11 protein-coding genes are annotated in these 15092 nt (G+C 33.1%); 1 reads left to right on the top strand and 10 read right to left on the bottom strand.

What is annotated here, in order from left to right; translation table 11 throughout:
• Positions 1-10: 10 nt before the first annotated feature.
• From SOR77_RS09950 to SOR77_RS09910, 9 genes are all read right to left on the bottom strand, one after another.
• Positions 11-1729 carry an ABC transporter ATP-binding protein gene (locus tag SOR77_RS09950; RefSeq protein WP_320636945.1) on the bottom strand — a complete coding sequence of 573 codons (1719 nt, stop codon included), beginning with the start codon at positions 1727-1729 and terminating at the stop codon, positions 11-13.
• The gene (locus SOR77_RS09945; protein WP_320636944.1) at positions 1726-3465 is read right to left on the bottom strand and encodes an ABC transporter ATP-binding protein; all 1740 of its coding nucleotides are present in this window, start codon (positions 3463-3465) and stop codon (positions 1726-1728) included. Before SOR77_RS09945 ends, SOR77_RS09950 begins: the two co-directional genes overlap by 4 nt.
• Positions 3455-4414: an AraC family transcriptional regulator gene (locus SOR77_RS09940; RefSeq protein WP_320636943.1), complete on the bottom strand. Its 960-nt coding sequence runs from the start codon at positions 4412-4414 to the stop codon at positions 3455-3457. The genes SOR77_RS09945 and SOR77_RS09940 overlap by 11 nt, the downstream gene beginning before the upstream one ends.
• A 181-nt stretch (positions 4415-4595) precedes the next feature.
• The gene (locus SOR77_RS09935; RefSeq protein WP_320636942.1) at positions 4596-5807 is read right to left on the bottom strand and encodes a glucose-6-phosphate isomerase; all 1212 of its coding nucleotides are present in this window, start codon (positions 5805-5807) and stop codon (positions 4596-4598) included.
• On the bottom strand, positions 5808-6902 hold the full coding sequence (locus SOR77_RS09930; RefSeq protein WP_004819253.1) for a PP2C family protein-serine/threonine phosphatase: 1095 nt from the start codon (positions 6900-6902) through the stop codon (positions 5808-5810).
• Between the two features lie 55 nt (positions 6903-6957).
• Positions 6958-8079 (bottom strand): class I SAM-dependent RNA methyltransferase, encoded by a 1122-nt coding sequence (locus SOR77_RS09925; protein WP_320636941.1) that lies wholly within the window; start codon positions 8077-8079, stop codon positions 6958-6960.
• Positions 8079-9329 carry an ABC transporter permease gene (locus SOR77_RS09920; RefSeq protein WP_320636940.1) on the bottom strand — a complete coding sequence of 417 codons (1251 nt, stop codon included), beginning with the start codon at positions 9327-9329 and terminating at the stop codon, positions 8079-8081. The genes SOR77_RS09925 and SOR77_RS09920 overlap by 1 nt, the downstream gene beginning before the upstream one ends.
• Positions 9329-10003: an ABC transporter ATP-binding protein gene (locus SOR77_RS09915; protein WP_320636939.1), complete on the bottom strand. Its 675-nt coding sequence runs from the start codon at positions 10001-10003 to the stop codon at positions 9329-9331. Before SOR77_RS09915 ends, SOR77_RS09920 begins: the two co-directional genes overlap by 1 nt.
• Positions 10000-11946 carry an HlyD family efflux transporter periplasmic adaptor subunit gene (locus SOR77_RS09910; RefSeq protein ID WP_320636938.1) on the bottom strand — a complete coding sequence of 649 codons (1947 nt, stop codon included), beginning with the start codon at positions 11944-11946 and terminating at the stop codon, positions 10000-10002. Before SOR77_RS09910 ends, SOR77_RS09915 begins: the two co-directional genes overlap by 4 nt.
• A gap of 188 nt (positions 11947-12134) precedes the next feature.
• On the opposite strand from SOR77_RS09910, the gene mnmH reads away from it, so the two are divergent.
• Positions 12135-13154 (top strand): tRNA 2-selenouridine(34) synthase MnmH, encoded by a 1020-nt coding sequence (gene mnmH / locus SOR77_RS09905; protein WP_320636937.1) that lies wholly within the window; start codon positions 12135-12137, stop codon positions 13152-13154.
• Between the two features lie 23 nt (positions 13155-13177).
• Here mnmH and ilvA read toward each other — a convergent pair whose 3' ends face one another.
• Positions 13178-14374, bottom strand: coding sequence for a threonine ammonia-lyase (gene ilvA, locus SOR77_RS09900; RefSeq protein WP_320636936.1), 1197 nt, complete (start codon positions 14372-14374; stop codon positions 13178-13180).
• Positions 14375-15092: the final 718 nt, after the last annotated feature.

Raw genomic sequence — 15092 nt, 5'->3', positions numbered from 1 at the left:
AATTTCCTCCTCAATAAGTGAACTTTTCTGTCAAGTTTGATTTTTCTATGAGTCTGTTGTATAGTTTGGATTTTTCCATTAGTTCTCTATGAGTTCCCTGTGCGTTTATCTTGCCCTTATCCATAACTATTATTTTATCCACCATCTCTACTGACTTTAGTCTGTGCGAAATAATGACTACAGTTTTTCCAACTATAAGTTTATTTAAACTCTCTTGTATCTTCATCTCATTATCTACGTCTAAAGATGCACTGATTTCATCTAAGAGTAATATTGGAGCATCTTTTAAAAATGCTCTTGCTATTGAAAGTCTCTGCCTTTCTCCCCCTGATAGCTTACTTCCATTTTCACCAATGAGCGTCTGATATCCATTAGGTAACTTCCTTATAAATTCATCACAATTTGCAGTCTTCGCCGCTTCCATTATCTCTTCATCAGTTGCATCCTGTCTACCTATCCTTATATTCTCCATAATAGAGGCATTAAAAAGAATTACATCTTGAAATACCATTGATACATTCTCAAATAAAGAATCAGTTGAAATTTTTTTAATGTCATATCCATCAATCTCTATATTGCCTGAATCATAGTCAAATAGTCTGGATATAAGACGTAATATAGTAGTCTTGCCACATCCTGAAGGTCCGACTATCGCTGTAACATCACCCTGCTTAGCTACAAATGAAACTCCATCCAATACTCTCACATCAGAATTGTATCCGAAAGATATATTTTTAAATTCTATGTCGAATTTTCTCAATTCAACATCCTTCCCCGTTTGTATTTTAGTATCTTTTAAAGCATTTATACGTTTAGTCCTTGCATCTATATAGAATAACTCAGCTAAATTTTCATCCATAGCTCCAATGCTGTCTATTAACTTAACTGAACCAATTAAAAATCCTATTACATAGATTAGCTCAACTTCATTTTTGGCAAGCATCATAGAACCCACCAATACCACAGCACCTATTGCAAATTTAATAACCGAAAAAGAACTCAACACCGGCAAAGCCTGTCTTATTTCTGCCTTTATATGCATATCCTCGCTGTCTTCTATTGCAGCATATACTTCATCTTTCTTTTCCGATGCCATACCGTAACTTTTTATCTCTTGTTGCATCTCTATATTCTCTTGAAATATTTCTGCATTCTTTCTAAGTTTCCAAAAGAATTTTTCACTCCAAACCTTTTGGTTATTCTTAGACATAATTAACATCAATATTCCAATCAACATAGGAACCATAGCCGCAACGCCTAATTTCCAATTTGAAAGCAACATCATAGTCGCTATGATAGTTAAAAATATTGCCGTTGCTACCACTCTTGGAATTGCATGGGACACGCTATGTTCCAAATCGAGCACATCTTGCATTATAGTTTGAGCCACATCTGATATATCATGCTTTGAGAAATATGATATCGGCATCTTCTTGAGTTGGTCTGCAATTGCTATTCTCAAATCCTTTGCCTCAGCGTAGGTAGTGTTAAAAGTTCTCTTATATTCTAAATTCAGCACAATGTACATCACTACCACAATCGCAAAAATAATTATGTAGTAAGTTTTATTTTCTACAGAATTTCCTTTTAGCAAACTATCTACGAAAAACAATATCGCCACCATGGCAGACATAAGTGAAAAATTCACCAGCACAGATGCCCTTATAGCTTTTATAACTCCCCTTGCTCCCTTTTCAGTCAGAGCAAATTTATTTTTTAACCAGTTCATTTTCTCACCTTCCAATCATTAGCTTGTCTAAATTTTTCCTGATAACTTCTATATACTGAATCTTTAGCCATCAATTCAGCATCATTACCTCGTTCAATTATCTTTCCATCTTGCACAACCAAAATTTCGTCCACATTTCTTATAGAACTCAATCTGTGTGCTATCATAATTACTGTCTTGCCCTTCATTAAATTGGCAAAGGCCTTTTGTAATTCATATTCATTTTCCGGATCAGCTGCCGCACTCGCCTCATCTAAAATTATAATCTTGGCATCTTTTAAAATGGCTCTGGCTATAGCTATACGTTGAGTTTCGCCACCGGATAAATAAACTCCCTTTGTGCCGATAACTACATTCTCTCTCTCTTTAAACTTGTCCAATATCTCATCACATTGTGCCAAGTGTAAAGCTTCCATAATCTCTTCACGAGTTGCATCTTTATTCCCAACTTTTACATTGTCAAATATTGACATTTTAAAAAGTTTTGAATCTTGGAACACATTCGCTATGTTCTTCACTATGGTATCTTCTGTATATTCATCTATTGAATGTCCACCTATCAAAATCTTGCCGCTATTTACAGGATAAAATCCTGAAATCAACTTAACTATTGTGGACTTACCACTTCCGGAGGCTCCAACCAATGCATACGTCTTACATTGCTTTAACTCAAATGAAAGGTTGTTTAAAATCATATTTTCTTCATATCCAAAGCTGACATTCTCAAAAGTTATATCGCAATTTTCAATCTCTTTAAGTTCACCATGAGATAAACTATTTTGTTTCATATCTGTAAATAAATCTTCAATCTTTTTAATTGAAGATGTCGCTTGGTATTGATACATCCCCACATACATTATCTTCATGAATGCATTAAAAATTACTCCACACATAGATACATAGAAAATCACTTTAGCCGCTATCTCATATATATTTTCTCCTCTTGATATGAAATATATTGACGCAGGTATCAAAATTAAAAAGATAGAATTAAAAAACATTTGGAACACTACATAAGGCACTCTACAACTCATGCTGTATGAAAGGGCCATTTCTGAATAGTCCAAAATAGAATTGTAAAACTCCTTTAATGACCTGATATTTGCTTTAAATATCTTTAAAACGCTCATTCCTCTGACATATTCAACAGCACCCGAAGTCATTCTCTCTTGTGCAAGCATATACTTGCCCATAAATTCAGTCTCGCCCATCATTCCCTTACCGATAATTCCCCCAACGATTACAGTTATAATAAATAAAATTCCGAGTCTATAATCTATCACAAAAGTCAAAATTAAAGAAAACAATGGAGTGAATATCGCTGTCGCCAAGTCCGGAATTAAATGTGCCACACTCATATGAGTTAAAGCCGTATTGCCATCTATTATCTTACGAATTCTTCCGGATTCATTCTTGTCATAAAATGAAAATGAAGCTCTCATAAGATTGTCTATCCCCCTCTTTTTTAAATTCGTCTCCAATCTAAACGCCACCAAGTGTGTGCACCAAAGACTCATAAAATAAACAATTGCATTTGCTATCAAAAACCCTAATATATATCCTGCAATGTTCACAGCATCTACAACTCTCTTCTCAACTAAAAGAAAGTTCAATAATTTGTACAAATGCCAATACGATGCTGCCATACATGCTGAAGATATTATGGTCAACAGAATTCCGCTATAAACTAAGTGAATCTTTTCCGGCACATACTCCTTTAACTTTTTATAAATCATATTTCAACCCTCCTCTGTATACTCTAGGACTAATGCCCTCATATTTTCTAAACATATCTGCAAACTTACTCGCATTTGCATAACCAACACTCTCTGCAATCTCTGTTATGCTAATTTTGCTCAATCTCATCTGTTCCTTTGCATATTCTATTCTCTTGTCTATTAAATAAGCATGGATGCTATCTCCATAAACTTCCTTGAAAGCTCTATTCAGATAAGTCTTTGAAATGTTCACAATGCTCGCCAACTCATCAACAGTGTATTTTTTTCTAAAATCACCAGTTATCAATTTTTGAACCTGCTGTACTTTTTCTATATGTATCTTTGGCAAATATACGAATTCATTTTCTTCAGATAACTGAATGTCTTTTAAATAGAAAAGTGTTTCTAAAAGAGCTATTCTGTATCTATTAATATTAAAAAATTCTTCTCCAGTAAAATTTTTAAAAATCTTTTCGATTCCTAAATCCTTTTTAAGCACAGCCAACTTCTCTTCACTAAATTTCTCATATATTTCTCTTATAGAAACTCCGAAGCTTTCAAAAATTTTTTCAGTTTCTTCGCTTATCTCTTCAATTGAAATAAAATATTCTAAATTTTTTAGATGCCCTTCCGGAAATTTAGCCTCTGCACAGTGCTTGGCTATGCAGTCCACAGTAAATGAATGTTTTGTTAGAAAAGATACCTCATTAGTGGTAGGCAACTGAGACTTCATCTGCCCCTCTAAGCAGTATGACAAATTCATTGATTTAATATTAAACCCCCCAGAAACTTCATAAGTATATGTGTCTCTGTAATCAGTCAAAACCAAATATATCCCATCAAATAACTTCGCCAAATAATTAAAACTGTCTTTTGCCTTCTTATATCTAAATTTCAAAAGCCCGTGGCTCTGTCCTATATAATCCAAATTCATTTTTTCCATCAAAATTTTTTTCATCTGCTTCATAAATTCATCCTCACAATTGATAACGCATATCATTTGTTACCAGTATACATTTTATTTTTCCTTTATTCCACTCCAATTTAATTTAATTACCCCTTTTGGAAAATTCATTTGTTCAATAACTGTTTGCATTTAAAAATTTTATAATTTCCCACAAAAAAATAACCTATTCCGTTCGAATAGATTATCTCAATAATTTTTTATATATTTGTTTATATTGCTCAACGCCTGGCTGATTGAATGGATTTGCTCCAAACAAAACTGAAGATACGAAGCATGCGTACATAAAAAAGTAAACTAATTGACCTAAGTTATACTCATCTATCTTATTTATCTCAATCATAAGAGTGTCTATATTATTTTTTGAATGAGCAACTTTAGTGGCTTCCATCACCGCTTTATTTATATTGTTTAAGCTATATTTATTCAAGCCCGCATAGTCATTGCTGAACTCTTCCAGATTTACTTCTAAATCTATTTTATTTTCATTTACAAATAGTACCGTCTCAAATAGATCTCCGGGGCCTTCTTGAATATACTGCCCAATTGAGTGGAGATCTGTTGTGTTTGTCAAATATGTAGGAAAAATAACATCATTACTCTTCCCTTCACTCTCTCCAAACAACTGCACATACCATTCTTGTAAAAATTTTAAACTCGGATCATATGAAACTAAAAACTCTTTATTCTTCCCGGTGTCATAAAACTCTTTCCTCGACAGAGCATATTGAACAGAAGGATTATCGAATGTAACTAATTTTCGTTTGTAATCTCTTATCCCTCTTAGAAATTCATCTATGTTTATTCCCGCCGCCGCCATAGGTAACAACCCTACTGATGTGTGGAGTGAATATCTTCCACCTACATTCTTGGGAACTGTAAGCCTCTTATAGCCTTCTTTTTTTGATATATCATATAGATATCCCGAGTTACAATTAGTTATCACATAGATTCTATCAGAAACATCGGTATACTTTTTTTTAAAGCCTTCTCTTACCAATTGATAGCCTATATTTGTCTCAAGAGTTTCTCCGGATTTTGAAATTACGATTATACAAGCTTCGTAGTTATCGATTAATTTTAAAGCTGTTCTCAAATATCTCGAAGACAAATCATGCCCCAAAAATATGATCTTGGGTTCATCTCTTAATTCTCCCTGCACGCTTTCTATTATCGCTCTCGAACCAGTATATGAACCACCTGCACCACAAATCACTATCAGTTTGTATTTATCTCTTATTTCTTGTGCGTATTCATATATCTTATCTAATTCAAAAGTCGAATTAAATTCATCAGTCCACCCTAAGTAATCTGAATACTCTTTAGATTTTTCTTCAACTAACTTTTCAACTTTTTCAAGTTCTATAAACTTAGTTTCTCCAATAAATTTTATCATCTACCAAACCTTTATCAAAAGAGCAGTTATATCATCCTTTTGTTCGCCCCACATATAACTATAAATAGATTGTTTAAGCTTCAAAAGTTCGTCAGTTTCATTTTTTAGCATGATATCTTTAATTCTTTCTATTCCATAAGGTTCATTTTCATAATTCATAACTTCACTAACTCCATCACTCATCATTATGACTTTGTCAGATGTATTTAATTTTATACTGTATTCTTTGTATTCAACCTTATCGAAAAATCTGGAAATTGGATATCCTTCCACTTCTATTTCTTTTATTATTTCACCTTGTACTATCAAGGGACAAGGAAAATGTCCTGCATTCGAGTACGTGAACTGCCCTGTTTTCTTATTAAACACTCCGTAAAAGCAAGTAAAATATATTTCAAAGTCGAGTCCCAAATTTTTAAATCTCCTCCAAAGCTCTTGTAGTAACATTGATGGTCTCAACTTTTTGCCATACGATATTGTACGCATTGTAATTCTAATAAACATAGTTACCATTGACGCTGCAAAACCATGTCCAACAGTATCTGCAATATATATCCCCAAGTGGTCATCGTCTATTTCAAATATATCAAACATATCTCCGCTAAGTAAATTTGAAGGTCTGTATAGATAATCTACATTTAACACCCCAAAAAATCCTTTTTCAGGTAGCAATGCCGTTTGAATTTTTCTGGCATGATTCATTTCAACTGTCATAGATTTATTCTTTTCTACAATGGCTGAAATCAATTTTCTCTCTTGGGAAATATTTCTAAACACTTCTACAACGCCTATTATTTTTTCGTCACTTTTAATAGGTGAGCATTTTACTGAATACAACTTATCTTGAATAGTTTCTTCTCTTTGAATTACTTCTCCTGTTTCAAGCGTTCTCTTTGTAATTTTCGATTTCAAGATATTATCATAAATATTGCAAATCAAATTTTCAGTATCATACCCTAAAGTATCTTTCATAGCTTGATTTACATAGACCACTTCATTTCTATGGTCTAAAACTCTCACCAAGTCCACTATTCCATCTAATATTTGATAATTTAATTTTGAATTTTTTAAAACTTCTTCTAAATCTTCATTCATAGCGAACCTCTCCTTGATATTAATTATACCATACTAATATTGCTTTACAAACACACTATAACGGTTTAGGACCAAAGTATTGATACAAATAGGAGAGTAATCTTCCGTTATAAAGTTTTCTATTTTTATTGCTTTTACCTAAATTCTTTTCAAGTTTTTCATCTGCCGAAATTACATACATTGAGTATGTTGGAACGGATTTATAGAGAACCTTTAGAGCTTGCTCTAATTCATCTACTTCATCTACTCCTATTCTGATACCATAAGGTGGATTTGTTATTATCACGCCATAGTTATCAGGTAAGTCTAAATCTCTAACATCTTTTACAAAGAAAGTTATATCTTCTTCAAGTCCTAAAATTTCCGCATTTGACTTTGCTATTTCTATAGCTTTCCTTGAAATGTCAGAGCCTATTATATTTAACTTCTTATCATAATCTATCTCCGAATAACATCTCGCCTTTTCTTCTTTTAAAAGAGATTCATCGATAAAGATAAATTTTTCAAAATCAAATTTTCTCATAAGTCCCGGCGCTATTTTTTTAGCCATCATAGCTGCCTCAATCAAAATAGTCCCTGATCCACAGAACGGATCTACCAACAGCCTCTCCGGTTTCCAATAAGACAATTGGACCATTGCCGCTGCGAGAGTTTCTGTTATAGGTGCCTTGTATGAAGCCTCTCTATATCCCCTCTTATGCAGCCCTTCTCCTGATGTGTCCAAAGTCACAGAGACAATATCATTTCTAATTGCAACTTCTATAGAGTACCTCTCTGCAGATTTTTCAAATCTGTTTCTTTTGTAAGTTCTTTGCAAACTCTTTATTATTGCTTTTTCTGAAATTCTTTGAATATCAGAAAGAGAGAACAATTTTGACTTATAACTCTTAGAATTTATTATGAAATTTCCATCTTCAGAAATCCATTCTTCCCAATCTATAGCATTTATATTATCAAAGAGTTCCTCAAAGCTAAGAGCTTTAAAATTCCCAATCTCTATTAAAACTCTCTCTGCACATCTAAGTCTTAAATTTAAAATGGCGACATCTCTCAAGTCGCCATTAAATTTTATTCGTCCATCTTGAACTGTTAAATCTCCATACCCCAAATCATATAATTCTCTTTTTACTACTGATTCAAGTCCAAAATTCACAGTCACTATAATATTTAAATTCATTATTCATACCTCAAAGCATCTATAGGATTTAATTTTGCAGCTTTATTCGCCGGATAATATCCAAAGAAAATTCCTATGCTCATAGAGAAGCCAACTGCAATTACTATAGATAAAATATTTGGAAGTGTTGGTAACTTCATCATTGATGAAGCAAGATATCCGAGCGAACCTCCCAACAACACCCCTATTATTCCACCTATTATACATATTATAATACTTTCTGTTATAAATTGCCCTCTAATATCTTTTGAAGTAGCTCCTAATGCCTTTCTAACCCCTATTTCTCTGGTTCTCTCTGTAACAGAAACAAGAAGTATATTCATTACCCCAATTCCACCTACTAATAATGAAATTGCCGCTATTCCTCCTATTGCCAATTTAACATTTGACATAATTGATGTTATTTGCTCAAGTTCCGATCCTATGGATTTAGCTTCAACCCTGACAACTTCATTTTCAGCAAATTTATTTTCATTATAGTATTTTTCTATTTCTTTTGTGGCAAAATCTATATCCTCTGCTTTATTAGTTATTATGCTGAAATTCATAAACTTCTGATCATTTTTTTCAAAATCTCTAACTCCTACTGTATATGGAATGTACAACGTTGTACTATCTTCAGTTTGTCCTCCCAAGGCGCCAAAGTTTATAGTTTCATTTTTATAAACACCTTTACACCTGTAAACATATATACCATTCCCGGTATCAACTTCTACTTCTTTCCCTAAAGCTTCTGAATATCCACCAAACAAATCTTTTGCTACTTTGTCACTTATGATACAAACTTCTCTATACGCTTGAACATCATTTTCATTATAAAATTCTCCGGACAGCATCTTTAATTTTTGAATTTCCTTCACACCTTCTGTACTCGGATTAATATTTACTTTTAAATCCTTACCTTGCTCAGTTTTTATCTTAGCTCCTTTACCGTCACCCTGTAATATAATAAACTTTATAAAACTTCCAAATCGTTGTTTAAGAAATTCTGTATCCTCAGATTTAAAAAAATCTCTATTTTGTATATCTGTCCAGCTATAGCCTTCTTTAGGTCTAAGGCCTACTTGAAACATATTTTTATTAAATTTATCAAACCCATCAGATACCGACTTTGACATCGCTTGTCCTATTGTGAGAATTGAAATTACAGAAGCTATACCTATTATTATCCCAAGCATTGTCAAAAAAGACCTCATCTTGTTAAGTTTTAGTCCCTCCAGTGCCATGGTTATATTTTCAAGTATATTCATTATTCTATTATCCTTCCATCTGACATAGTAAGTACCCTCCCAGTTTCTTCAGCTAATTCAGGATTATGAGTTATTAAAACTATAGTCATGCCTTGTTCTTTATTTAGCCTATGAAACAAATCCATTACACTTCTTCCCGTCTTTGTATCAAGTGCTCCGGTTGGCTCGTCGGCTAACAATATACTAGGACTATTTGCCATCGCCCTTGCAATAGCCACCCTTTGTTTTTGTCCCCCTGACAATTCGTTGGGATTGTGATTAGCTCTTTCAGACATCTCAACCAATTCCAAAAGTTCCATAGCTCTGCTACTCATATCTTTTTTATTTTTTGAATATATCATTGGCAGCTCCACATTTTTCCTCGCAGAAAGCCTTGGTATTAGATTAAAGTTTTGGAATACAAAACCTATTTTTTGATTTCGTATCCCTGAAAGTTCTGAGTCTTTTGCTTCACTCATATTCACTCCGTCTAAAAAATATTCTCCCTCGGTCTGCCTATCAAGCAGTCCAATTATATTCATAAGTGTACTCTTCCCTGATCCGGAAGCACCAACTATAGATACAAATTCTCCCTCGTATATATTTACATCTATCCCATGAAGAATTTCTAACTCATTCGGTTGCCCTATATAATATCTCTTGATGATATTCTTCATCAATATCAATTTTTTCATTTCTTTTCTTCCATTTCTTCTGTAAGTTGTACTGTTGTTCCTGATTGATACTTATCAGCAGAATTTATAACTCTCATTTTCCCCTTTAAATCCTTTGATGTTATTACACTCTCCACGTCATTTCCTGTTACAACTTTTACTTCAATTTCTCTAATTTCCGTTACATCTTTATCGTCTACAACAAGCATAAAACTCTTGTCATTTTTTTTGTAAATTGCACTTGTAGGGACTATTATTACATCTTTTTTAGATTCTAGTATATATTTTGTCCTAACACTCATACCAGGTTTAAGCTTTAATTGCGGATCATCAATTGAAATTTTACTTGTATAAGCTACTTCTTGTGATTGTGTTTGTCCTTGGTTAGATTCAGCAGCTTTAGGAGTTGGAGATATGGACTCAACCCTGCCTTTAAATACTTCATTCTTGCCTAACGCATCAGCCGTAACCTCAACTTCCATTCCCACTTTTATCTTAGGATAATCATATTCCTTTATTTGAGACTCAATTATTGTTCTCTTTACAGTCTGTATTTGAGCAAGAGATGCCGTTGGAGCTTGTCCTTTTACCATATCCACCTTTGTAATTGTTCCTGAGATAGGAGCTTTTATAACCGTCTTTTCAAGTTCTTCATACAAATTCTTCAAATCTACTGAATTAACCCCATTATCTCCACTTGCCTTGGCTTGTTCAAGACCTGACTCAAGACTTCTTATTTCAGCCTCTTGTGCTGCAAGAGCAACTGTCAAATTCTTCTTTGCATTTTCATATACATTTTTCGCATCTGCAGCATTTTTTCTATAAGTATTTAAAACATCTTCCCTTGAACGTTTCGAAAGTTGATCTTGACCTATTTGAGTATTAAGTGTGTTCTTTGTGTTTACAAGATTCTGTTCTTGTTGTGCCAATTCTTTTTCTAAAGACAATCTTGTCTCTTCATTACTATCGATTTGTGATTTAAACTTTGATCTTTCAGCTTCTACTTCGGCTATTTTAGCTTTAATTTGTTGAGAATCTATAGTTCTTTCGTTTATCTCTCTAGTTTTACTGTTGACTTCATCTTGAATTCTTGAGATATCTTCAGGGCTTGGTCCTTTTTTCCCTGCGTTTACATTATTTCCTTGTTGTCCTTTTTCAACACTAGATAAACCACTTTCTGCTCTTGTCTTTATATCACCTAAGTCTATATTTAATTCATTTATTTTTCTTGTTACAGACTCATCTTCCGCTTTTAATCTATCAAGTTTCGCTGTCAACTCATTGTAGCTTCTTCTTGCATTCTCTGCTAAGGATACAGATTCTGTCAATTTCTGTTTTGTTTGCTCATAAATAAGATTTTGGCTATTTAAATTATTTTGTAAACTAGTGTCATTACCTTTTTTTGCAACTAAAGCTTCATTATATCCCATATTTAAACTTCTTAAATAATCATCATATGTTTTTTCAGCTAATTGCCATTGGTCATAAGTTTGTAATACATTGGCATTTGCACTCACAACTTGTGAATTTGTCCCATCATTCTTTCCCTTTAATGCCCCATTTAATTTATCCTTGGCACTTTTTACTTGAATTCCTGAAGTTCTATTATTAGACGCAATAAGAGCTTCTTTCGCCTTTATTTGTTGTTTTAATGAAGAATCGTCCAGTTTAGCTATAATCTGCCCTGCAATCACCTCATCTCCCACTTTTACCTCTACACTTTCAACAGGTAGGTTTTTTTCAGCAAATATATCTACTGAATCTTCACTTTTTACCTTTCCACTTTCTTTTATCATGTTAGAAAAATCCTTTTTTCTTATCTCAGTAGTTTCTATTTTGGGTAATTGAACATACTTACTTTTATCACCTCTTCCTAAAATCGATCTGCCTATTAGAAGAGCCAATACTATCCCCAGAGCTATGGCTATTTTCTTATGTCCTAAAATAAAATTTTTAATCTTCAAAATTATCCCCCTATTAAATTGGCCAATTTATTTTATTCATATTTATTATATTATTGACTTTATATACATTATATTATATCAGTGTTTAATACACCAAAAGCAAAGTAAATATAAATAAATTTTTAAAATTTTATTACATATGTTACATGTTTTTATCTTATAGGTTTATAATATTCTAAGGTGATGAAATGAAATTTGAAATTAGTCCGAAAGACTTATTTGAATATAGCGATAAAAATGAAACTTATATATTAATAGATATGAGAAGTCCAATTGAATTTAAAGATTTTAATATCTTGGGAGCCATCAACTTCCCAATTTTAAACAACGAAGAGAGAAAAATTGTAGGCACTTTATTTGACAATGGAGAAATAGATAGAGCAAAATCTCTATCAGTTAAATACGCCGCCGCTAAATTATCAACTTTCTTTGATGATATTTTAGAACTTATAAAAAATTATGACCATGTAGTTTTGTACTGTGCAAGAGGTGGGTATAGAAGCACAGTATTCTTTCAATTTTTAAGAAGTTTGGGAATCCCTGTAAAAAAATTAATCGGGGGTTATAAATCGTATAGAAAATATATACGAGAAAACTTGGAGCGGTTAGTATACACTAAAAACTTTGTAGTTCTCCACGGAAAAACCGGAGTCGGTAAAACAGAAATATTAAATAGGTTAAAAAATTCAGGGCTATCCATCTTAAATCTCGAAGAACTTGCAAACCACCGTGGGAGTTCATTTGGTAGTCTGGGTTTAAATCCTCAGCCTTCTCAAAAACAATTTGAATCTCTTCTTTATAACTCTCTTTTGAAAACATCCGATTTAATATTTTTAGAAGGTGAGAGTAGTAGAATAGGAAATATCTTACTTCCGAAATACTTATTAGATAAAATGTACAAAGGAACCAACATAGTTATAGAAGATACCATTGAAAATAGAGTTGCTCGAATAAAAAGAGACTATGTAAATGGCACAAAAGAAGAAATCAACTCAGCACTCTATAATTTAAGTAAGTATATATCCGAAGATAGAATTAATTCATATAAATCCCATGTTGAAAATAACGATCTTGAATTTGTCATAAAAGATTTAATCTTAAACTACTACGATAATCATTACGCCATAAATTATTCCAAAGATGACTTGCATTTAAATAACGATGAACTAATCTTAGAAAACTTACAAAATTTTATACAGACGCTGTAAAAGCCGACCTTTAGCCGGCTTTTTTACATATTTACTATATTTATTCCACTTGCAACTATTTTGTTCTTTATTTCCTTAATATGCTCTGCATCTCTTGTTTCAATTACAAATTTAACAATTTTGCAATTTATCTCCATATGCTCCTCACTTTCGTTATGTTCAATTTTAATAATATTGGCCCCTGAATCTCCAATTAAATTTACAACCTTTGCAAGTTGTCCCGGTTTGTCTGTCAACACTAATCTAAATTTAGTATTTCTTCCGCTCATTACAAGTCCTCTGTGAACAACCTTGGAAAGTATATTCACATCAATGTTGCCTCCAGATAATAAAACGGCTACTTTTTTACCTTCATATGGAATTTTCCCGTGTTTAATGGCTGAGTATCCTACCGCACCAGATCCTTCACAAACTAACTTTTGCTTTTCCATAAGCTCAAGTACACCAGATGCAATTTCATCTTCAGATACCGTCACTATTTCATCAACATATTTTTCAACTAAATCAAAAGTTACTTCTCCAGGTTTTTTTACAGCTATACCATCCGCAAAAGTACAAACTGAATCAACACACATCAATTGATGAGCTTCCTTAGACAACTTCATTGCATTTGCAGATTCAGCTTCCACGCCGTATACCTTGCAATTTGGATTTAAACTCTTTGCTACAAAAGCAACTCCGGAGATAAGCCCTCCCCCTCCTATTGGGACTACAATTGCATCCATATCCTCAATTTCTTGAAGAATTTCAAGTCCAACCGTTCCTTGACCTGCAATTAAAGTTTCATCATTGAAAGGGTGTATGAAAGTCTTTCCCTCTGACTCATTATATTTTATAGCAGCAGCATATGCATCATCATATACATTTCCCACTAACTTAACTTCTGCTCCATATGATTTTGTCGCCTCAACTTTTGAAATTGGAGCTGACTCAGGCATAAAAATAGTTGCACTGATTCCAAGTCTTTGACATGCTAAGGCTACTCCTTGAGCGTGATTCCCGGCAGAACAAGCAACAACTCCCCTTTCTTTTTCTTTTTCACTTAAAGTTGATATTTTATAATATGCACCTCTCAATTTAAAAGAACCTGTTACCTGTAAATTTTCAGTTTTTAGATAAACCCCTTTAAATTGACTCGACTCAATTAAAGAAGTTTTTCTCGCAACCTCTTTAAGTTTCTCGGCCGCACTATATACGCTCTCCATACTTAATTTATTCACTACAAATAACCCCCTCTTAATTTTCTAATTCAAGTTATATATACCATTTCCTACCCACTTCTCCCCTTTTATGAAAGTGCAAACTTAATTTGATGTTAATAGTAATTTTATCACAACTGTCAATATTGCAAAATTTACCATTGATAATTTCTGCCTTATTTCTTTTTAAAATACTTATAAATTCAAGAATTAAAAATTATTTTCAAATCGAGTAGGGGTTAATCTGTAACCCCTCTCATACCACATAACCGGCATACTGTTCTGTAACGGGCGGTTCAATTTTTTCTTGTACTGTACTATTTATTTGCTTTAACTTTATTCTTCTGTTATTAGAACCTTGAGAATTGGTTGCGCCTATTCTTGTATTCCATCAAATCATAACTATAGTCCTTCAAATACTGCAATTAATATTATTAAGTCCTTCTGCATCTATGCATACTATGGCATCTGCTGACTTCTCACTATTCGTTGTTGCTGCTGTATCGCTAGTGAGACCTCACGGGACAAGCCCTAATACTTTCATCGTTTACTTGCAGGATTTACACCTTGGATTTACAGTTGCCTTTTGGATCTTTACTAGTTTTAGCCGGCTTTCACACCTGTTACGACTTGTATCCTGTTTCTGTCCGTCAAGCCACGATTTCGCTATTGCTTTCTCTCCCACATGTCGCCATGCGAAACTTGCAAGTAGCTATAAGATTCGTCGACAACTACGCTC

Origin of the sequence: Peptoniphilus sp., from assembly GCF_034090345.1 — a bacterium.
Lineage (GTDB): Bacteria > Bacillota > Clostridia > Tissierellales > Peptoniphilaceae > Peptoniphilus.
The sequence above is the reverse complement of the archived record's forward strand: the minus strand, read 5'-3'. Positions and strand labels throughout refer to the sequence as shown.

What these genes read in the sequence shown, in the direction of transcription:
- SOR77_RS09950 (WP_320636945.1), bottom strand. Translation starts at nt 1,729, where the DNA reads ATGAACTGGTTAAAAAATAAATTTGCTCTGACTGAAAAGGGAGCAAGG.
- SOR77_RS09945 (WP_320636944.1), bottom strand. Translation starts at nt 3,465, where the DNA reads ATGATTTATAAAAAGTTAAAGGAGTATGTGCCGGAAAAGATTCACTTA.
- SOR77_RS09940 (WP_320636943.1), bottom strand. Translation starts at nt 4,414, where the DNA reads ATGAAGCAGATGAAAAAAATTTTGATGGAAAAAATGAATTTGGATTAT.
- SOR77_RS09935 (WP_320636942.1), bottom strand. Translation starts at nt 5,807, where the DNA reads ATGATAAAATTTATTGGAGAAACTAAGTTTATAGAACTTGAAAAAGTT.
- SOR77_RS09930 (WP_004819253.1), bottom strand. Translation starts at nt 6,902, where the DNA reads ATGAATGAAGATTTAGAAGAAGTTTTAAAAAATTCAAAATTAAATTAT.
- SOR77_RS09925 (WP_320636941.1), bottom strand. Translation starts at nt 8,079, where the DNA reads ATGAATTTAAATATTATAGTGACTGTGAATTTTGGACTTGAATCAGTA.
- SOR77_RS09920 (WP_320636940.1), bottom strand. Translation starts at nt 9,329, where the DNA reads ATGAATATACTTGAAAATATAACCATGGCACTGGAGGGACTAAAACTT.
- SOR77_RS09915 (WP_320636939.1), bottom strand. Translation starts at nt 10,003, where the DNA reads ATGAAAAAATTGATATTGATGAAGAATATCATCAAGAGATATTATATA.
- mnmH (WP_320636937.1), top strand. Translation starts at nt 12,135, where the DNA reads ATGAAATTTGAAATTAGTCCGAAAGACTTATTTGAATATAGCGATAAA.